Genomic DNA, 19,101 nt, shown 5'->3' with positions numbered 1-19,101 from the left:
CACAACTCTTCGCGGCGCGGCAGCGGCGGCGAATCCGCTCGCCCGGGCCCACCTTGTGAACTCGGGCCCGGTCTATGAACTGGGCCCGCATCCCGGGCCCCGTGCGCACAAACCGCGAACACACACAACTCAGGCGACGGGCAGCGCCCGAAACCCGCGCAGGCGCAGGCTGTTCGTCACCACGAAGACCGACGACAGTGCCATCGCGGCCCCGGCGATAAGCGGGTTCAGCAGCCCGGCCATTGCGAGCGGAATCGCCGCGACGTTGTAGGCGAAGGCCCAGAACAGGTTGGCCTTGATCGTCGTGAGGGTACGCCGAGACAAGCGGATAGCGTCCGCTGCGGCGAGCAGATCGCTGCGCATGAGCGTGAGGTCGCTCGCCTCGATGGCCACGTCGGTGCCCGACCCCATCGCAATGCCGAGGTCAGCGGTGGCCAAAGCGACAGCATCGTTCACGCCGTCGCCGACCATGGCGACCACGTGGCCTTCGGCCTGCAGCCGCGCAATAATCCGCGCCTTGTCGGCGGGCAGCACCCCGGCGGTGACGTCGCTGATCCCACACACGGCCGCGACACTCTGCGCCACGGCGAGATTGTCGCCGGTCACGAGCAGCGGCGTCAGCCCGAGCGTGCGAAACCGGGCGATCGCGGCAGCGCTCGTAGGCTTCACGGTGTCGGCGACGGTGAGCACGCCCCGCACCTGCCCCTCCCAGGCCGCCATGACGGCCGTCCTGCCGAGGGCCTCGGCGGTGCCCAGCACAGCCTGCATCTCGATCGGAACGACAAACCCCCGCTCGACGAGCCACGAGGGCCGCCCGACCAGAACCTCGCGGCCGTCGACAGTGGCCTGCACGCCCAGTCCCTGCTCAGAGGCAAACGCCGACGAAGCGGGCACCGAACCCAGCCGCGACACGGCGCCCGCAGTGATCGCCCGCGCGATCGGATGCTCCGACCCGCTTTCCGCCGCCCCCGCCAACCGCAGCAGCTCGTCGCTGGAACCACACTCGTGCACGTCGACGGTCGAGAGCATCATGCGCCCGGTCGTGATGGTGCCGGTCTTGTCGAGAACGATCGTGTCGACCCGCCGAGTGGATTCCAGAACCTGCGGCCCCTTGATCAGAATACCCAGCTGCGCGCCACGCCCGGTGCCCACGAGCAGCGCGGTCGGGGTGGCCAGCCCGAGCGCGCACGGGCAGGCGATGATCAGCGTCGCCACGGCCGCCGTGAACGCGACTGAAGCCCCGGCGCCGACCAGCAGCCAGCCGGCCAGCGTGGCGAGGGCAAGAATGATCACGATCGGCACAAAGATGCCCGAGACCCGGTCGGCCAGGCGCTGCACCGCCGCCTTGCCGGTCTGTGCCTGCTCCACCAGCCGGCCGATCTGGGCCAGTTCGGTATCGGCACCAACCCGCGTCGCCCGCACTACGAGTCGCCCGCCGGAGTTCAGGGTCGCTCCGACAACGCTGTCGCCCGGCCGCACCTCGATCGGCACCGATTCGCCGGTGAGGAGGCTCGCATCGACGGCGCTCACTCCGTCCACGATCATTCCGTCGGTCGCGACCTTCTCCCCCGGCCGCACGACGAACTGGTCACCGACCACGAGCAGCGCGGTGCTGATGCGACTCTCGACGCCGTCGCGCAGCAGCGTGGTCTCTTTCGCGCCGAGCTCAAGCAGCGCCTGTAGCGCCGCGCCGGAGTTGCGCTTGGCCCGCGCCTCCGCATAGCGCCCGGCCAGAATGAACACCGTCACAGCGGATGCCACCTCGAGGTAGATCTCGTCGGCGCCACTTCCCGGGGTGGCCGAGAAGGTGAAGCTCATGGTCATGCCGGCCATCCCGGCCATGCCGAAGAACAGGGCGTAGAGCGACCAGCCGAGGGCGGCGAGCACGCCGACGCTGACCAGGGTGTCCATGGTTGCGGCGCCGTGGCGGGCGTTGACCCAGGCGGCGCGGTGGAACGGCCAGGCCCCCCAGACCGCGACCGGGGCCGCGAGCGTCAGTGCAAGCCACTGCCAGTTTGTGAACTGCAACACCGGGATCATCGACAGGGCCGCGACCGGCAGGGTCAGCGCGGCGGAGACGAGCAGGCGTTGGCGCAGGGCCGTAACCTCGAGGGAAGCGGCATCTTCCGGCGCGACGAACGCAACCGGCAACACTGCCGTGTAGCCGGTCGCTTCGATGGTCTTGATGGCGTCGTCGACGCTCGTGCCGGCGGGTACGAAAACGCTGGCCTTTTCGGTGGCGTAATTGACCGTGGCGGCGACCCCGGGCATCCGGTTGAGCTTTTTCTCAATGCGCGCGGCGCACGAGGTGCAGGTCATGCCCCCGACGAGCAGGTCGACCTGTTGGCCGGCAGACATCAGGCGGCTACCAGCTGGTAGCCCGCCTCCTCGGTGGCCGCGGCGACGAGAGCGTGGTCCAGCGGAACATCACTCGTGACGGTCACCTGCGAGGTGCCGCCTTTGACCAGTTCCACGGTGACGGATTCGGCGCCCGCGATGAGCCCGATCTCCTCGGTCACACTCGCGACGCAGTGGCCGCAGGTCATTCCGTCAACGCCGTAGGTGGTCGTGGTGCTCATGGTTATGCCTCACTGTCTTCTGCCCTCGAATGGGTGTTCATTCGAATATACCCCTTGGGGGTACCATTCCCTACTATACCCCAAGGGGGTACAGTAAATGTCATGAACGAGTCAGAAACCCACGACGGCCCGCACGGCTACATCTCCAACAAGGACGCCTACCTCAAGCGCCTGCGCCGCATCGAGGGCCAGGCCCGCGGCCTGCAGGGCATGGTCACCGACGACAAGTACTGCATCGACATCCTCACCCAGATCTCGGCCATGACGAGCGCGCTCGAATCGGTCGCCCTCGGCCTGCTCGACGACCACCTGAACCACTGCGTTCTGCACGCGGCCATGGCCGGCGGTGCCGAGGCCGAAGCCAAGCTACAGGAGGCATCCGCCGCCATCGCGCGGTTGGTGCGCTCCTAAAGGACCGGACCTTTGGCCCTAGTCGCCGGGTGAGCCCGAGCGCAACACTGGGAGGACACCAACCAAGCACCGGCCGCCGGCACCGCGCCCGGCCGGGAAGGACCCCATGAACACGCCCGACCGCATTCGCGTCTTCATTCTCGACGACCACGAACTGGTGCGCCGCGGCCTGCGCGAACTGCTCGAGGGCGAGGGCTTCGACGTTGTCGCTGACAGCGGCCTGGCCGCCGAGGCGACTTTGTTGATTCTGCAACTGCGCCCCGATGTGGCCATTCTCGACGCCCGCCTGCCCGACGGCACTGGCATCGAGGTCTGCCGCGATGTGCGGTCCGTCGACCCGTCAGTGCAATGCCTCATTCTCACGAGCTATGACGACGAGCAGGCCCTGCGCGGTGCGGTACTCGCCGGTGCGGCCGGCTACGTACTGAAAGAGATTCGCAGCACCGACCTGCTGGGCAAGATCCGACACGCGGCGGCCGGCGATTCCCTGTTCGATCCGGCGATCAAGGCCAGCATCATCGCCGGGCTGGCAGACCCGCAAGACGCTCGACTCGCTTCACTCACCGCACAGGAGCGTAAGGTGCTCGACCTGATCGGCGAGGGCCTGACCAACCGTGAAATCGGTCAGACCATGTTCCTCGCCGAGAAGACGGTCAAAAACTATGTGTCGTCGATGCTGGCGAAGCTGGATTTTCAGCGCCGAACCCAAGCTGCCGTGTACGTTGCGAAACGTGGAGACGAACACCTACGGTAACCTCCGGCACCGGCGCCGACCAACGCAGCCGGGTTCCCTCGCCCACAACGCTGCGCACCGAGAACTTGCCGCCCAGCAGCGCCGCACGCTCCTTCAGGTTGTCGAGGCCGCTGCGCCGGGCGGACTTGCTGAAGCCACTACCGTTGTCGGCGATGACGAGTTTGATGCGATCAGCGTCGGCATCGACCGAAATGTCGATCGAACTCGCCTGGGAATGCCGAGCAGCATTGCTGAGTCCCTCCGAGATGACCGCGAGCAGGCTGCTGCTCAGCTCGTCGGTGAGCGGCGCATCGATCGGTCCAGACAAGCGGATGCGCGGCGCATACGGCAGGCTTGCCGCCCCCTCCTTGATCACGGCCAGGATGCGGCTGCTGAGCGTGCCGGTGTCCTGCGCCATTCCGCGCAGTGAGTAAATCGTGTCGCGCAGTTCCCGAATCGTGTCGTCGAGCTCGTTGGTGACGGCGTTGATGCGGTCGAGGGCGGTCGGATCGTTGGTGAACCGCCGCAGGCTCTGCATGCTCAGCCCGGCGGCGAACAGCCGTTGAATGACCAGGTCGTGCAGGTCGCGGGCGATGCGGTCGCGGTCACCGAGCACGGCCTGTTCTTCGCGCATGCGATGCACCGAGGCCAGTTCGAGCGCGAGCGACACCTGGGTGCCGAAGACCGCGCTCATCTCCACATCGGTCAGGCTGTAGCCAGCGGATGCCGGCGCGCGCGACAGCAGGATCACTCCCTGCCCGTCGCCGGCCGGCCCGAGCGCGGCAATGAGGGTGGACCCCAGGTGCGACCAGTGCGCGGCGGGGTCGGGCGCGGCATCCGCTGCCTGCAATGGCGCTGTGTACAGCGGCGGCCCGGCGAGCAGGGCGGACCGGCCGGTCACCTGCAGCTCGCGCAAAACGTCGGCCTGCAGAAGCACGGTCGTGCCGGTCAGGGCGCGCGCAGACGCCTGAGACCCTGTCGCGCCGGCTGCAGCCGCACAGAACAGGCTGTTGCCGGTGGGAAACCCGATCACGGCCAGTTCGGCGCGGGAAGCTTCGAGGACTCGCTCGGCGACAAGACCGAGCCCGTTGTCTTCGTCGCCGTCGACCGATCGCAGCAGGTCACGGCCCATTTCGGCGACCGCTTCGAGCCACCGCGAGCGGCCGCGAGCCTCGTCATAGAGTCGGGCGTTCTCGATCGTGACTCCGGCTGCCGCGGCGAGCGCGACGGCCAGTTCCTGGTCTTCGTCGGTGAAGTCACCGCCCCCCTCCTTCTCGGTGAGATAAAGGTTGCCGAACACCGTGTCGCGCACCCGCACCGGCACTCCGAGAAACGACTTCATCGGCGGGTGGTGGGCCGGAAAACCGAAGGAGTCGGGGTGATCATGCAGGTCATGCAGGCGAATGGGGTGCGGTTCTCGAATGAGCAGGCCGAGCACGCCGTGCCCGACCGGCAGCGCCCCCACATTGCGGATGGTCTCCTCGTCGAAGCCCACGGTGACGAAGTGGCTGAGCGACTGGTGTGCGCCGATCACGCCGAGGGCACCGAACCGGGCCTGCACGAGTTGGCAGGCCGCGGTGACGACGCGTTCGAGCACCGCTTCGAGGCTGAGGTCTTCGGCCACCGACACGACGGCGTCGAGTAGGCCGCGCATACGATCCTGGGTGAGGGCAAGTTCGGCGGCAGTCTGATCCGTCATTGTTCTCATCCCCAACCACGAAACCAACTGAGGCTCTAACCTTGGCACGATTTGGCGGGTGGCGACCTTACTTATGAGTGGTTCTGGTCACAATTGTCGGGCAGGTGATGTGCAGGAGCACCTCATGGCTGACCGACCCCATCAGCAGGCGCTGCAGCGACCCGCGACCGCGGCTGCCCACGACGAGCAATTGGGCGTGCCGGGCCGCAGCGACGAGCGCCCGGGCCGGCGATTCGTCGGTCTCGAGAACCTGGTGCACCACGAGGTCGGGATAGCGTGCGCTGAGGCCCGCCACGGACTCCGCGAGAACGACGCGTTCCTCTTCCATGCGCTCGGTCACGGCGTCGGCAGGAATACTGCGCAGCACGCGACGAGTCGGCAGGTGCACCGCGTAGAGGGCGAACAGCTCCTGGCCGGTGCGGTCAGCCTCGGCCGCGGCGAAGGCCACTGCGGCCACCGAGTCGGCCGAGCCGTCGACGCCGACATAGACCCCGGTTCGCTCGCTCTCGGGCAACGACGGGATCACGGCGACCGGGCAGGTACCGAGCGCGGCAATCTGCAGGCTGACACTGCCGAACAGTTCACCCTCGACCCGGCTCTTACGGTCGGTGCCGACGACAATGAGGTCGGCATCCTTCGACAGCTCGCTGAGCACGCGCGGTGCACTGCCGGTACGCAGCTCGGTGTGAACGACAACCGTCGGGGCGAGGGCCGCAGCACGAACGCCCGCGTCGGCGAGCAGCTTCTTCTCGGCGTCGAGAATGGAGTCGTAGTAGCCGTAGCCGTCGGCCAGCCAGGTTTCGTACACCGTGTGCATGAGGGTCACCGGGCTCTTGACGTTCTCGGCCCGGTGCATTGCCCACGCCAGGGCGGTCTCGCCGGCAGCCGATTCGTTGATGCCGACCACGATCATCCGGTTCATTGCTCTACCTCGTTCTGAAATCGAAAGGGCGGGCCCCGAGCTGGTGCCCCATCGCCTCCACCTCATCCTGTCAGTCAGCGCCGCTCGCGAATAGGGCCGGAAGTCCCGATTAGCCGCACAATCCTCGTGGCGGCGCTACGGGACTTTCGGCCCTAGTCGCATCGGCTCGTCGGTCGTACCGTGGCTCTGACGGGTGGTTTGCCCGCCCCCATTCTCAACTCAAGGAGATCCTCGTGAAGGCACTTGTCTATGGCGGCCCCGGCCTGAAAAGCTGGACCGATGTTCCCGACCCGACCCTGCAGAGTCCGACCGATGCCATCGTGCGCGTGGACACCACCACGATCTGCGGCACCGACCTGCACATACTCAAGGGCGACGTTCCCGCCGTTACGGTCGGGCGTATCCTCGGCCATGAGGGCGTCGGCACGATCACCGAGGTCGGCTCGGCGGTGAGCAACCTGAGGGTCGGCGACCGGGTCATCATCTCCTGCATTAAGAGCTGCGGTCACTGCAGCAATTGCAGCAGCGGGCTGTACTCGCACTGCCTCGGCGACGAGGGCGCCTCCGGCATCGGCTGGGTTTTCGGCCACCTCATCGACGGCACCCAGGCCGAGTTTGTGCGCGTGCCTTACGCCGACAACTCCCTGCACAAGCTGCCGGCGGGCGTCAGCGACGACCAGGGCGTCATGCTCAGCGACATCCTGCCGACCGGTTTCGAGATCGGCGTGCAGTACGGCCGGGTCAAGCCCGGCGATGTCGTCGCCGTGATCGGTGCCGGCCCGGTGGGCCTCGCCGCGATCGCCACCGCCGGTCTCTACGGTGCGGCGACCATCATCGCGATCGACCTCGACGAGAACCGCCTCGAACGGGCCCGCGACTTCGGTGCGACCGACACGGTCGTCTCCGGTGCAGCGGACTGGAAGGAGCAGGTGCTCGCCCTCACCGACGGCGCCGGCGTCGACGTCGCCATCGAGGCCGTCGGCATTCCGCAGACCTTCACCATGGCCACCCAGATCGTGCGCCCGGGCGGCAACGTCGCCAACGTCGGCGTGCACGGCAAGCCGGTCGACCTGCACCTCGAAGAACTCTGGATCCAGAACATCAACATCAGCATGGGTCTGGTCAACGCCAACACCACGAAGATGCTGCTGAAACTCGTTGCGAGCAAGAAGCTGCCGGCCGAGAAACTGGCCACGCACCACTTCAGCTTCGATCAGTTTCTCGAGGCCTACGACACCTTCGGTCGTGCGGCCGAAACGAAGGCACTCAAGGTCGTCATTTCCCGCTAGTCAGCTGCGGCCGGGCCGCGGCATCCGTTCGGCATTGCCGACTTGAAGGTGACTTAAGGCCCTACTCGGGGGCGGCGGCCATGGCTATCGTGAAGAATAATCGTTGGTGACGCTCACACGGCATTCCCGCTCGTGGCCCGCCGCCGGAGAAGGGATTGAGCTCATGACGCACACACTCACACGGAGCCAGACGGTGGTGGCCTGGGACGGTTCGGAACCCGCCAGGGCTGCCCTGGACTGGTCGCTCGCCCGCTCCAGCGGTGGCAGCAGCGGTGGCGAGCTCACCCTTGTGCGCATCCTCGACCGCACGGTGTCGTCGGCCGATTACTTCACGGAGGAGTCCGCCACGGAGCGGGCGCGGGAGGTACTCAAGGACGCCGTCGACCGGGTGAGCGCCCGGTATCCGACTCTTACCGTGCACGCCGACCTGCGCTCCGGCGACCCGATCACCGAGCTGCGCGCCCTGAGCGGAACCGACACCCTCGTCGTCGTCGGAACGCACCGCCGTCGCGGGTCGACCCTGCGCTACGAATGGTCGATGGGAGCCCGGCTGGCCGGGTCGGCCCATGGACCGATTGCGATCATCCCGGAGGGTGACAGCAAGCACCACTCCGGCATCGTGGTCGGCGTCGACGGATCGGCGGCATCGAACGCCGCGGTGGACTTCGCCGCAGCCGAGGCTGATCGCACCGGCCAAGAGCTGCACGCCATCCACGCCTGGCAGGAACCGCTGGTCTGGCGCGACACGACCGAACCCGACGCCCAGTTTCTGCAGACGCTCGAATCGTCGCACCGGCGCATCCTCGACGAGGCGCTGCTCGCGGCCTCCCGGCGTTACCCAGCGCTCGGCATTCGGGCCTCGCTCGTGCGCGGCGCTCCGCAATCGGCGCTGCTCGACGCCGCCCGCGGGGCCGCGCTGCTCGTCATCGGCGACCACGGGCTCAAGGGCATGTCGAAAATGCTGCTCGGTTCGGTGAGCCACTCCATCGTGCTGAATATCCAGTCGCCCATGGTGGTCATCCCGGCTCCGCACGCCTGACCGGGTTCGCTGGTCGTGCTTCTCAATCGGGGGCTCGCGGCACTCGTTCGGGAAGCCGGCACCTAAGGCCACGCTAGCTTCCCAAGCACGTGCCGACCGGGGCGGTTAGGGTTTTGATATGAGCTCCTTCGCGCTACCCCGTCGTCTCCTGCGCGTTCTGGCGACCGGGATGGCCCTGCTCGGGCTTGCAGCGACGCTCATCGCACTGCCGGCGACGTCGGTCACCGCGGCACCGCTGCCGGCAACCGCTATCCCGGCAGCCAGCGACCCGGCTACGTTCGACCCCGGCTTCATCATCAGCGACTACAACTTCTTCAACCCCGACGCCCTCACCGCGGTGCAGATTCAGGATTTCCTCGAGGAGCGATCCTGCCGCCCGAGCGACGACGTGCCGTGCCTCTGGGAGTACCGCGAGACGACGACCAGCCAACCGGCCAAGGGCGATGGCCACTGCCTGCCCTACGTCGGTGCCGAGAACGAGACGGCCGCTCGCATCATCGCGAAGATCGCGGCGGCCTGCACGATCAGCCCCGAGGTGTTGTTGGTGCTGCTGCAGAAGGAGCAGTCGCTGTTGACCCGGCCCACGGCATCCGGTTACCTGCGCGCCACCGGCTATGGCTGCCCGGACACCGCGGACTGCGACGCCCAGTACTTCGGATTCTTCAACCAGGTCTACAACGCGGCCTGGCAGTTTCGGCAGTACACGCAGGAGCCCGACCGGGCCTTCCAGATCGGTTCTGTCGACGTCGGTTTCAACCCCAATGCCGAGTGCGGGGCCTCCGCCGTGGTCATCGACAACCAGGCCACCGCCAACCTGTACAACTACACGCCGTACCAGCCCAACCCCGTGGCCGTCGAGAACGCCGGCGACGAGGGCGACGCCTGTTCCACCTACGGCAACCTCAATTTCTGGCTGTTCTACAACGATTGGTTCGGAGATTCGACCCTTGAAACGTTCCCGGTCATCTTCGACGACTGCCTCAACTTCGTCGACGGCCAGGGTTGCGCGCCCTCATCGCTGCTGCCGAACGTTCGCGCTGGCGGCTAGCTCGCGCTGGCGGCCAGCTCGCGCCGCCGCACCCGCTTCCGCTCAGTTCGCGGTGTACAGCCACGGCACCCGGCCGATCTCAAGGCGGTGCCTCCCGCCGGCTTGGTCGGCGAGCGCGTCGTCGTCGTAGGCGACGTCGCCGGCCCAGAACAGCACCGGCCCGCGCTCGCTCGCACCGAGCCGGGTTTCGTAGTGCGCGAGCCCACGCTGTCGGGCACTCGCCACGATCTCGGCCACCGACCCGTGCCCCTGCAGCCCGTGCAGGGTTACCCAGGTCGGTGCCACTAGCGTCAGCACAGCGGATGCGTGCCGCTCCAGCGCCGCAGCCGGCCGCAGCCAGGCGTAGTCGATGACCTCGTCCTCGGCGAGCACGATGGTGCCGGGCGGGGCCGTCGTCACGTAGAACCAGGTGCGCAGCCGCTTCGGGACACTCGACGGGGGCACCCACAGCGCCGTCGCGACGAGCGCAGCGGAAGACACCTGCAGCCCGGTCTCCTCCCATACCTCACGCACGGCGGCGCGGCGGGCGGCGAGCTGCTCGACGTCCTCGGCCCGGGCCTCGGCATTCGGGTCGACCGAGTCGGCCAAGGCGTTCGGGTTGGCGGGGTCGATCGCAGGACCGACCGACTCGACGGCGGTCGCTGTGCGGCCGGCCGGGGCCGCGGCATCCGTCGGCAATCGGTCGGCGGCGTCTACCGCACCGCCCGGAAACACCCACGCGCCGGCGAACGATCCGCGATGGCGCGGACGTTCGAGCAGCAGCACCTCGGGACCCTCTGGGCTGTCGCGCAGCAGCACGACCGTCGCGGCCACTCCGATCGGTGTTTCGGGGATCGGTGGCGAGCCGGACTCTGCCTCTCGCGTCATTGCGCTGTCCTCGTCATGGTCTCGTGCTATCTCGTGAAGCCGGGTCGGCCGCGCTTTCCCCCACCCTAACGGCAGCCCCCGACGCGGCACCGAAATCCGGCGAGTACGCTGAAAGTAAGCCGGAACGTACCGCACCCTGCCACGAGGGCACCGTCGCTGCACCGCGTCTCCGGAGTCAAGGAGTAGTGACGCATCATGAAGGCAGCTCGTTTTCACGGCCCAGCAGACATTCGCATCGAGGAGATTCCGGAACCCACCCTTCGACCGGGAGCCGTCGCGATCGACGTGGCCTGGTGCGGCATCTGCGGCACAGACCTGCACGAGTACCTCGAAGGCCCGATCTTCATTCCGGCCGAGGGACACCCACACCCTCTCTCGCACGAGGAAGAACCGGTCACGCTCGGCCATGAGTTCTCGGGCACGGTCACCGCACTCGGCGAGGGTGTGTCCGACCTCGCGGTCGGAGACAACGTCGTGGTCGAACCGTATTTCGTCTGCAACGAGTGCGGCCCCTGCCTGGCCGGCAACTACCACCTCTGCACGAAGATGGGCTTCATCGGCCTGGCTGGCGGAGGCGGCGGACTCAGCGAGAAGGTCGTCGTGGACCGCCGCTGGGTGCACGCCATCGGCGATATCCCCTTGGATGAGGCGGCGCTGATCGAGCCGCTCTCCGTTGCGCACCACGCCTTTGTGCGCAGTGGCGCGAAAGCCGGCGATGTCGCCCTCATCGGCGGGGCCGGCCCGATCGGACTGCTCGTCGCTGCCGTGCTCAAGGCCGAGGGCCTGACCGTGATCATGTCCGAGCTCAGCGAGGCTCGCAAGGAGAAGGCGCGAGTCACCGGGGTGGCAGACTACGTGCTCGATCCCAGCCAGGAAGACGTCGTCGCCCGGGTTCACGAACTCACGGGCGGTAACGGCGCCGACGTCTGCTTCGAGTGCACGAGCGTCAATGTCGTGCTGGGCCAGCTGTTCGACGCGGTGCGGCCTGCCGGTGTCATCGTCAACGTGTCGATCTGGGGCAAGCCGGCCAGCATCGACATGCAGAAACTCGTACTCAAGGAGATCGACCTGCGCGGAACGATTGCCTATGTGCGCGATCACCCGGCCACCATCAAGCTCGTGCAGGACGGCCGGGTCAAGCTGGCGCCGTTCATCACCGGGCGCATCGCGCTCGACGATCTGATCACCGAAGGCTTCGACACCCTGATCAACCACAACGAGACCGCGGTCAAGATCATCGTGCACCCCTGATTAGTGCTGGCAGCGGCACCTCGCGCATCGGGGTACCGGTCGTGGCAGTCGCTAAGCTGCGAGCTATGCCCGACGATAGCGCCCGCCCGCAGCGCACGAGCCCGCTCACCCGCAGCCTGCTCGCGCCAAACGCCGGTCCGATGACTCTCGACGGCACCAACACCTATCTGATCGGTGCACCGGACTCGCGCTCGATTGTCGTCGTCGACCCCGGGCCGCTTGACGAGGGCCACCTGTCCACGCTCGCCGCTTCCGGCCGGGTCGAGCTTGTGCTGATCACGCACCGACACGCCGACCACACGGCGGCAAGCGAACGATTCGCGGCGCTCACCAACGCCCCTATACGTGCGTTTGATCCCGCCTATTGCGTGAACGGTGACCCTCTCGTCGATGGGGAGCAGCTCTCAGCCGCTGGTACCAGCATCCGCGTTGTGGCCACGCCCGGGCACACCGACGACTCGATCTGTTTACATCTGCCCGGCGACGGCCTCACCGGCTCGGTGCTCACCGGCGACACCATTCTTGGCCGTGGAACGTCGATCATCGACGGCGCCCTCGCCGACTACCTGGCCTCGCTCGAGGCGCTGCGCGCGCTCGGGCCGGCCACCGTGCTGCCCGCGCACGGCCCGATACTGCCCGACCTTGCGGCCATCTGCACGGCCTACCTCGCGCATCGCCACGAACGACTCGACCAGGTGCGAGCTGCCCTCGCCACGTTCGGTTCTGAGGCGACGGTGGCCGAGGTCACCGATCTCGTTTACGCTCAAATGGATGCCGCGGTGCGGTTGGCCGCGGAGGCATCTGTTCGCGCGCAGCTGGCCTACCTGCGCGAACCGCGCTGACCGAGCTGACCGAGCTCGCGAGTCTACTTGCCGGGTTTCTTGTTCTCAAGGGCCCGGGCCGCCAGGGCGCGGGCTCGCGCAGCGGCAGTGTCTGCTGCAGCACTGAACCGGGTATTTCTGATCCCCGAGCTGGCGGTTCGTGCAACCTTGTTGCTTTGTTTGGGGTTTTGGGCCATGGTGCATTTTCCAATCACGTGAAACCGGGAGATAACTCCTTGTTGAACCCTATCCGCCCGAAGCCTCCGGCGCCTGTGTGGCACGCACGCGCCGTGAGCGGCGAGCCGGGTTTTGGCCCGGTATCCGCTTACGCGACGGCACCTAGAGGCCAGTCCAGGTAGTCCGCGTGCCGCACACCGTACTGGCCTGTGACCCTGGATCTAGAATCAATGGACCATGCCGAAGATCACTCCTCCCGTCTCCGAGCATGCCGACAGGTCGAAGCGGCAAGCCTTCTGGGTGTGCGTCGGAGTTGCTTCACTGACAATTCTCGACCTGTCCAAGATAAATGTTGGGTTACCGGCCATCGAGCAGTCGCTCGGCGGTGGTACCACCGAACTCCAGCTCATCGTCGCTGGTTACGCACTCGCTTTTGGGCTCGCGCTGGTACCGTCCGGTCGGCTGGGCGACATCCATTCCCGGCGACTCATGTTCATTGTCGGCCTCAGCTCCTTCACGGTTGCAAGCATCCTGTGCGCGCTCGCGCCCACGATCGAATTCCTGATAGTGGCGCGTATCCTGCAGGGAATTGCTGCGGGAATACAGATGCCGCAGGTACTCGGACTAATCCAACAGTTGTTCCAAGGCGCGGCACGAGGGCGCGCCTTCGGCTTGTTTGGAGCGGTCATCGGAGTTTCGACGGCCTTCGGACCGACCCTGGGTGGCCTCCTGATCGCCGTTGGCGGCCCCGATAACGGCTGGCGCCTGTCGTTTTGGATGAACGTGCCGCTGGGTCTTCTGGCACTCTTCTTCGCGATGCGAGTGCTTCCGAAACGCCAGAGTCATGCCCGAGAACGCACGGGGCTCGACCTCGTCGGCATCCTGTTGCTGGGAATCGCCACTCTCGGCCTCATGCTTCCGTTCGTACTGACGACCGGCGCCCCAACGGATGACCCCCGCCGCTGGTTCTGGCTGATTGTGTTCGGTCTTTCCGGCGCCGCGTTCTTCTGGTGGGAACGGCGGTACCAGCACATCGGTAAGTCACCCGTTGTGAATTTCGCGCTCTTTCGCACGGCCTCCTATCGCAACGGGATACTGATCACCACGGCCTATTTTGCGGCGATTCCGCCGTACTTTCTGCTGGTCACCCTTTTTCTGCAACAGGGCCTTGGGCTTGAGCCCGTCTTCGCCGGAATGGTGAGCATCTCCTTTGCCCTCGCCTCAGCGGTAACGTCGTGGATCGGCGGTCGCCTGGTCTTTTGTTGGGGCCGCCAGCTCGTCGCTCTCGGCCTGGTCACCGTCATGATCGGCTTCGTGCTCGTTCTACTGGCGGGATTATTCGCCTCGGTAGGCCTCGCACCGTGGCTGATCGCGGCAGCCATGACGATGACCGGTGTCGGCGGCGGCCTCGTCATCTCGCCGAACCAGACGCTCACCCTGACCGAGGTTCCAGTCACGCAGGGCGGCGTCGCCGGGTCGATGGCCCAGGTGGGTCAGCGGGTGGGAACGGCCATCGGAGTCGCGGCGATAATCTCGACCTTCTACGCAACGTTGTACGCGGAGGCGAGCCAGCCCGACCGCGTGCAGGTGTTTCGTGACGGCTTCCTCAACGGAATCCTGGTCGCGCTGGTACTCGTCGCCGTTGCCCTGGTATTCGCCCTGGTCGACCTGTTCGGACACCGAGCTGAAACGTCGGCCCTACCGAAGGCCTGAACGCAGACAGGTCTTCGCCGATGAACGAAAATCTCCACCTTGGTAAACGGCGAATCGGGGCGGAATCTGCCATGCTGGCCGTGAGTCGAGGTGCGACAGTCGGTCCTGTCCGCCTGTCCGCCTGCCGGGCGCCGTAGACAAGGGAGTGCAGCATGAGCGCGTGCGTGATTGTTGGGGTGGTGACCGGCCAGCCGGACACCGTCGTGCAGCAGGCGGCCATGTTCGCGGCGCGTTTCAACGCGGATCTGGTGTGCGCAGCCGTTGACGCCGGCCAGTACCAGGTCTACGACCTGGGCTACGGCACGATGACGAGTCTGCCATTGACTGCGGACTCGCCCGAGCGTGCAGAGGAGAGATTCGACCCGGATCTCGCGGCGCGCCTGGCCGCGCTCCTCGACGGACGCGGTCTCACCTGGAGCACCCGTGCCCTGGTCGGTAATCCGGCCCAAGCCCTTGGCGACCTGGCCGACACGCTCAATGCGGCGATGATCGTGGTCGGAACCAGGGAGGCGACGTTGCGGGCCAGCCTGCAGGAGTTCATCAACGGTTCGGTGGCGGTGCAACTGGCGCACCGTCAGCATCGTCCGGTGGTCGTGATTCCGCTTGCCCCGGTTCCGTCTGACCAGGCCCTGCCCTGGGACCCCGCCTGATCATCCGCGCGACCATTCTTCGCGTTCACGCGAGCCGCGGCCCGTCGTCGCAGGCCGGCCCGCCGCATCCGCTCCCAGCGAATATAGCTACGGTGTCCACCACGGCCGCAGCGGCAGCGCACCGAAACCGACACCCTCGTCGGGCTTGGCCATCAACACCTGATGCAGCTGGATCCCGTTACTTTCGAACCCGAGCCGTGAGCCCGCCATGTACAGCCCCCACACTTTCGCGGTGGGGAGGCCAACCTCGGCGACCGCCTCGTCCCAATGCTCGACGAGGTTGGCGCACCAGTCGCGCAGCGTCAGCGCGTAGTGCTGGCGCAGGTTCTCCTCGTGCAGCACCTCGAGCCCCGCATCCTGCGCTTCGCTGATGATCCGGCCCGAGCCGGTGAGCTCACCATCCGGAAAGACATAGCGATCAATGAACCCGCGGGGCGCCGGTTCGGTTCGGTTCTCTGGCCGCGTGATGCAGTGATTGAGCAGAAGACCGCCGGGGCGCAGCCTGGATTGCAGAAAGTCGAAGTACGACGAGTAGTTGCGCACTCCGATGTGCTCGAGCAGCCCGATTGACGACACCGCGTCATAGCCGGTTTCGGTGATGTTGCGGTAGTCGCCGTGGCGAACCTCCGCGAAATCGTTTAGGCCCTCCTCGGCGATGGCCCGCTGCGCCCACGCGGTCTGCTCACGCGACAGCGTCACTCCGGTGGCGAGCACGCCGCGGCGTGCGGCGTAGCGCACCATGCCGCCCCAGCCACACCCGACGTCAAGCAGGCGGTCACCCGGCAACAGCGCCAGCTTCTCAAACACGAGCCGGTATTTGTTCTCCTGTGCCTCATCGAGGGATGCGTCGCTGCGGGGGTAGCAGGCGCAGGTGTAGGTCATCGTCGGCCCGAGCACCCACTCGTAGAACCGGTTTGAGACGTCGTAGTGGTGGCGGATCGCCTCGGCGTCGCGCGTTTCGCTGTGCCGGAGCCCCCCGGCAACACGGCGCCAGCGCGGCATTGCTTCCTCCGGCGGCGGTGCGATCGGGCGCAGCTGCCGCACACCGATAGAGCGGATGATGTCCACCATCATTCGCGCCGGTGGCCGAGTGAAGTCCAGGCTGTCGGCGAGGGCTTTGAGCAGCTCATAGGGATCACCGGGGTGTACGCCGTGCAGGTCGAGGTCGCCGGCGATATAGGCGCGGGCCAGTCCGAGGTCGCCGCGGCCCGTGGCGAGGTAGGTCGTGCCGCGCGGGGTTAGGAGATCCAGCCCGAACGGTGCGCCCTGCGGTCCGGCTGCGCTCCCGTCGTAGGCGGTGAATCGCACCGGGAGGCGACCGCCGGCCAGAATCTCCAGCACCTGGGCGAGGGTGAATTTTCCTGCTGTCGCGTCCGTCGCTTTCGTCGCTTTCGTCGCACGATCCTTGAACGTGGTCATCGTCGTTGCACCGCCTTGGAGTAGAGGTCGAGGAGCCGGGATCCGGGGTCGTATCGCTTCTTCGCGGCTCGGTAGCTGTCCCCGCCGTAGAGTTCGTCGAACTCCGGCCGCGAGTAATACGAGTCGGAGTACAGCGACTTGTGCCCGTCGAATTCGCCGACCTTGCATTCGATCAACCGGTTCGTCGCCCCGTCGCTGAACCCAACCGGTACCGTCGACCAGAAGCCGACGTTGACGTAGTTCTGCTGGGGCCGGATCGGGTAGAGCGGCCAGTAGTCATCGCCTCTCAAGCGCAGCGGGCACAGCCAGATCGGCGTGATCGGTATGTTGTTTAGAAACCAGTCCAGAAACTCCGCGCATCGCGCGATCGGCACCTCGACGTCTTGGACGACTCGCTCGCGGGGCGGCCGGCCGTTCAGTTTTTCGATACGGTCGCCGATGTGGAACCGCTGTTCGAGCTTCATCAGCTTTCCGTAGAAGCTGCTGCGCCGGAAGCGCCCGGGCCAGACCCTTCGTATCAGCGGATGCTGCGCGCCGAACGCTTCGGAGCACCAGAACCAGTCGGTGTCCCAGCGCCACAGGTAGTCGTGAATGGTGAGGCGATCATCCGTCGCGCCGCGGTCGTGTCGCATGGAGCGGTAGTAGATCTCCTGGCCGGTGTAATCGCTGGCGGGGCCGGGCGCGCTGGTCTGCCGACCCACGCAGAGGTAGCCTTCGTCGGCGCTGAACACCACGCCGTCGAGGTAGTCGACGAGAACTCCGTCGAGGCGGCCGGTCTCGAGAATGCCGTCCATCGCCGCGACCAGGTCGACGAGCGAGTGGAATCGCACATGGGTGAGGGCGACGAACGGCTTGACGGGTTCGAGTTCGATGCGCAAACGCACCGCATAGCCCAGCGTCCCGTACGAGTTGGGAAAGGCGCGGAACAGGTCGGCGTTCTGGCCGGGCGATGCGGTGATCATCTCCCCGCCGCCAGTGAGGATGTCCATTTCCAGTACCGACTCGTGCGGCAGACCGTTGCGGAACGACGTCGACTCGATGCCGAGGCCGGTCACCGCGCCACCGAGGGTGATGGTCTTCAGCTGCGGTACGACCAACGGCACCAACCCGTGGCGCAGCGTCGCTGCAACAAGGTCGTCATAGGTACACATGCCGGCCACGTCGGCCGTTCGCGCCGCCGTGTCAACAGCGATGACGTTCGTCAACCCCGACACATCGAGGCCTGAAACATGGGCCTTCGTTCGGGTTCGGAACAGATTCGACGTGCGCTTGGCCAGGCGAATCGGGGCCGTCATCGGGACGGCGCGATAGCTCGCCAGAAGGCGCTGCACGCCGGCGGCGTGAGCGCTCCGGGCGATGAGCACAGCAGCGGGCACGCCGTCACGATAGTCCCGCGCGGCATCCGCCGCGACCCGTACTTGGACAGGCAACGCAGAAAGGGCGGTGGCCGAAGCCTCCGCCCTTCCCCAGTCACACACGCGGCGCTAGAAGTCCCAGTCGTCGTCCTCGGTGACCACGGCTTTGCCAATCACGTACGACGAGCCGGACCCGCTGAAGAAGTCGTGATTCTCGTCGCCGTTGGGTGAGAGCGCGGAGAGGATCGCCGGGTTCACGTCGCAGACGTCCTTCGGGAAGATGGCCTCGTAGCCGAGGTTCATCAGTGCTTTGTTGGCGTTGTAGTGCAGGAACATCTTGACGTCTTCGGTCAGACCGACCTCGTCGTAGAGGTCTTGCGTGTATTGCACCTCGTTCTCGTACAGCTCGAAGACGAGGTTGAAGGCGTAGTCCTTGATCTCGTCGCGGCGCTCCTGCGTTGCCTTCTCGAGACCTTTCTGAAACTTGTAGCCAATGTAGTAGCCGTGCACGGCTTCATCACGAATGATCAAACGGATGAGGTCGGCCGTGTTGGTCAGGCGCGCCCGGCTGGAGAAGTACATGGGCAGGTAGAAGCCCGAGTAGAACAGGAACGACTCGAGCAGAACCGAGGCGACCTTGCGCTTGAGCGGGTCGTCACCCTGGTAGTAATCCATGACGATGGAGGCTTTTTTCTGCAGGTTCTCGTTCTCGGTGGACCAGCGAAAAGCCTCGTCGATGTCCTTGGTGTTGCTCAGGGTCGAGAAGATCGAGGAGTAGCTCTTGGCGTGCACCGATTCCATGAACGCGATGTTCGTGTAGACGGCCTCTTCGTGCGGCGTGATGGCATCCGGAATCAACGACACGGCGCCGACGGTGCCCTGGATCGTGTCGAGCAGGGTCAGCCCGGTGAACACGCGCAGGGTGAGCTGCTGCTCGACCGGCGTGAGCTGGTTCCACGACTGGATGTCGTTGCTGAGCGGAATCTTCTCCGGCAACCAGAAGTTGTTGGTCAGTCGGTTCCAGACCTCAACGTCTTTCTCGTCTTCGATCCTGTTCCAGTTGATCGCATCGACGTGCGAGACCAGCTTGAGCTTGTCAATCATTGGCGGTATTCCTTTGTCCATGGT

At 66.2% G+C, this 19,101-nt stretch carries 17 protein-coding genes; 9 read left to right on the top strand and 8 right to left on the bottom strand.

What is annotated here, in order from left to right:
* Window positions 1-129: 129 nt before the first annotated feature.
* Window positions 130-2,358 (bottom strand): heavy metal translocating P-type ATPase, encoded by a 2,229-nt coding sequence (locus tag E3T47_RS08105; RefSeq protein WP_134555568.1) that lies wholly within the window; start codon window positions 2,356-2,358, stop codon window positions 130-132.
* The gene (locus tag E3T47_RS08100) at window positions 2,358-2,579 is read right to left on the bottom strand and encodes a heavy-metal-associated domain-containing protein (protein WP_134555567.1); all 222 of its coding nucleotides are present in this window, start codon (window positions 2,577-2,579) and stop codon (window positions 2,358-2,360) included. The genes E3T47_RS08105 and E3T47_RS08100 overlap by 1 nt, the downstream gene beginning before the upstream one ends.
* A gap of 102 nt (window positions 2,580-2,681) precedes the next feature.
* Between E3T47_RS08100 and E3T47_RS08095 the strand changes: the two genes are divergently transcribed.
* On the top strand, window positions 2,682-2,990 hold the full coding sequence (locus E3T47_RS08095) for a metal-sensitive transcriptional regulator (RefSeq protein WP_134555566.1): 309 nt from the start codon (window positions 2,682-2,684) through the stop codon (window positions 2,988-2,990).
* A 106-nt stretch (window positions 2,991-3,096) separates the two neighbouring features.
* The gene (locus tag E3T47_RS08090) at window positions 3,097-3,744 is read left to right on the top strand and encodes a response regulator (protein WP_134555565.1); all 648 of its coding nucleotides are present in this window, start codon (window positions 3,097-3,099) and stop codon (window positions 3,742-3,744) included.
* On the opposite strand, the gene E3T47_RS08085 is transcribed toward E3T47_RS08090, so the two are convergent.
* Entirely contained in the window at window positions 3,644-5,422 is a 1,779-nt protein-coding gene (locus E3T47_RS08085; protein WP_241982076.1) for a GAF domain-containing sensor histidine kinase, read from the bottom strand. The genes E3T47_RS08090 and E3T47_RS08085 overlap by 101 nt on opposite strands.
* Before the next feature lie 67 nt (window positions 5,423-5,489).
* Window positions 5,490-6,344, bottom strand: coding sequence for a universal stress protein (locus E3T47_RS08080; protein WP_134555563.1), 855 nt, complete (start codon window positions 6,342-6,344; stop codon window positions 5,490-5,492).
* Between the two features lie 233 nt (window positions 6,345-6,577).
* Here E3T47_RS08080 and E3T47_RS08075 point away from each other — a divergent pair, with 233 nt between their 5' ends.
* The 3 genes from E3T47_RS08075 (at window position 6,578) to E3T47_RS08065 (ending at window position 9,720) form a co-directional block, all read left to right on the top strand.
* Window positions 6,578-7,633: a zinc-dependent alcohol dehydrogenase family protein gene (locus E3T47_RS08075; RefSeq protein ID WP_134555562.1), complete on the top strand. Its 1,056-nt coding sequence runs from the start codon at window positions 6,578-6,580 to the stop codon at window positions 7,631-7,633.
* A gap of 163 nt (window positions 7,634-7,796) precedes the next feature.
* Window positions 7,797-8,672, top strand: a complete 876-nt coding sequence (locus tag E3T47_RS08070; protein WP_134555561.1) for a universal stress protein — start codon at window positions 7,797-7,799, stop codon at window positions 8,670-8,672.
* A gap of 118 nt (window positions 8,673-8,790) precedes the next feature.
* Window positions 8,791-9,720, top strand: a complete 930-nt coding sequence (locus tag E3T47_RS08065; protein WP_134555560.1) for a hypothetical protein — start codon at window positions 8,791-8,793, stop codon at window positions 9,718-9,720.
* Window positions 9,721-9,762: 42 nt separating this feature from the next.
* Here the strand turns inward: E3T47_RS08065 and E3T47_RS15860 are convergent, their stop codons facing one another.
* A complete protein-coding gene (locus E3T47_RS15860; protein WP_166805660.1) occupies window positions 9,763-10,587 on the bottom strand; it encodes an NUDIX hydrolase in 825 nt (274 codons plus the stop codon).
* Window positions 10,588-10,782: 195 nt separating this feature from the next.
* Between E3T47_RS15860 and E3T47_RS08055 the strand changes: the two genes are divergently transcribed.
* From E3T47_RS08055 to E3T47_RS08040, 4 genes are all read left to right on the top strand, one after another.
* Entirely contained in the window at window positions 10,783-11,838 is a 1,056-nt protein-coding gene (locus tag E3T47_RS08055; RefSeq protein ID WP_134555559.1) for a 2,3-butanediol dehydrogenase, read from the top strand.
* Between the two features lie 65 nt (window positions 11,839-11,903).
* Window positions 11,904-12,680: an MBL fold metallo-hydrolase gene (locus tag E3T47_RS08050; RefSeq protein ID WP_134555558.1), complete on the top strand. Its 777-nt coding sequence runs from the start codon at window positions 11,904-11,906 to the stop codon at window positions 12,678-12,680.
* A gap of 393 nt (window positions 12,681-13,073) precedes the next feature.
* On the top strand, window positions 13,074-14,549 hold the full coding sequence (locus E3T47_RS08045) for an MFS transporter (protein ID WP_134555557.1): 1,476 nt from the start codon (window positions 13,074-13,076) through the stop codon (window positions 14,547-14,549).
* Window positions 14,550-14,701: 152 nt separating this feature from the next.
* Window positions 14,702-15,199 carry a universal stress protein gene (locus E3T47_RS08040; protein WP_134555556.1) on the top strand — a complete coding sequence of 166 codons (498 nt, stop codon included), beginning with the start codon at window positions 14,702-14,704 and terminating at the stop codon, window positions 15,197-15,199.
* Window positions 15,200-15,286: 87 nt separating this feature from the next.
* On the opposite strand, the gene E3T47_RS08035 is transcribed toward E3T47_RS08040, so the two are convergent.
* The 3 genes from E3T47_RS08035 to nrdF are packed head-to-tail and all read right to left on the bottom strand — an operon-like array spanning window position 15,287 to window position 19,077.
* Window positions 15,287-16,618 carry a class I SAM-dependent methyltransferase gene (locus tag E3T47_RS08035; RefSeq protein WP_134555555.1) on the bottom strand — a complete coding sequence of 444 codons (1,332 nt, stop codon included), beginning with the start codon at window positions 16,616-16,618 and terminating at the stop codon, window positions 15,287-15,289.
* Window positions 16,615-18,048 carry an FAD-binding oxidoreductase gene (locus E3T47_RS08030; protein WP_241982075.1) on the bottom strand — a complete coding sequence of 478 codons (1,434 nt, stop codon included), beginning with the start codon at window positions 18,046-18,048 and terminating at the stop codon, window positions 16,615-16,617. The genes E3T47_RS08035 and E3T47_RS08030 overlap by 4 nt, the downstream gene beginning before the upstream one ends.
* Before the next feature lie 54 nt (window positions 18,049-18,102).
* Window positions 18,103-19,077 (bottom strand): class 1b ribonucleoside-diphosphate reductase subunit beta, encoded by a 975-nt coding sequence (gene nrdF, locus E3T47_RS08025; RefSeq protein WP_134555554.1) that lies wholly within the window; start codon window positions 19,075-19,077, stop codon window positions 18,103-18,105.
* Between the last annotated feature and the right edge of the window lie 24 nt (window positions 19,078-19,101).

The organism is Cryobacterium ruanii (assembly GCF_004404055.1).
In the GTDB taxonomy this organism is placed as follows: Bacteria; Actinomycetota; Actinomycetes; order Actinomycetales; family Microbacteriaceae; genus Cryobacterium; species Cryobacterium ruanii.
This window is presented reverse-complemented; position numbering and strand designations above follow the sequence as displayed.

Coding starts and splice junctions, on each gene's coding strand:
- E3T47_RS08105 (WP_134555568.1), bottom strand. CDS start 2,358: ATGTCTGCCGGCCAACAGGTCGACCTGCTCGTCGGGGGCATGACCTGC.
- E3T47_RS08100 (WP_134555567.1), bottom strand. CDS start 2,579: ATGAGCACCACGACCACCTACGGCGTTGACGGAATGACCTGCGGCCAC.
- E3T47_RS08095 (WP_134555566.1), top strand. CDS start 2,682: ATGAACGAGTCAGAAACCCACGACGGCCCGCACGGCTACATCTCCAAC.
- E3T47_RS08090 (WP_134555565.1), top strand. CDS start 3,097: ATGAACACGCCCGACCGCATTCGCGTCTTCATTCTCGACGACCACGAA.
- E3T47_RS08085 (WP_241982076.1), bottom strand. CDS start 5,422: ATGACGGATCAGACTGCCGCCGAACTTGCCCTCACCCAGGATCGTATG.
- E3T47_RS08080 (WP_134555563.1), bottom strand. CDS start 6,344: ATGAACCGGATGATCGTGGTCGGCATCAACGAATCGGCTGCCGGCGAG.
- E3T47_RS08070 (WP_134555561.1), top strand. CDS start 7,797: ATGACGCACACACTCACACGGAGCCAGACGGTGGTGGCCTGGGACGGT.
- E3T47_RS08065 (WP_134555560.1), top strand. CDS start 8,791: ATGAGCTCCTTCGCGCTACCCCGTCGTCTCCTGCGCGTTCTGGCGACC.
- E3T47_RS15860 (WP_166805660.1), bottom strand. CDS start 10,587: ATGACGCGAGAGGCAGAGTCCGGCTCGCCACCGATCCCCGAAACACCG.
- E3T47_RS08055 (WP_134555559.1), top strand. CDS start 10,783: ATGAAGGCAGCTCGTTTTCACGGCCCAGCAGACATTCGCATCGAGGAG.
- E3T47_RS08050 (WP_134555558.1), top strand. CDS start 11,904: ATGCCCGACGATAGCGCCCGCCCGCAGCGCACGAGCCCGCTCACCCGC.
- E3T47_RS08045 (WP_134555557.1), top strand. CDS start 13,074: ATGCCGAAGATCACTCCTCCCGTCTCCGAGCATGCCGACAGGTCGAAG.
- E3T47_RS08040 (WP_134555556.1), top strand. CDS start 14,702: ATGAGCGCGTGCGTGATTGTTGGGGTGGTGACCGGCCAGCCGGACACC.
- E3T47_RS08035 (WP_134555555.1), bottom strand. CDS start 16,618: ATGACCACGTTCAAGGATCGTGCGACGAAAGCGACGAAAGCGACGGAC.
- nrdF (WP_134555554.1), bottom strand. CDS start 19,077: ATGATTGACAAGCTCAAGCTGGTCTCGCACGTCGATGCGATCAACTGG.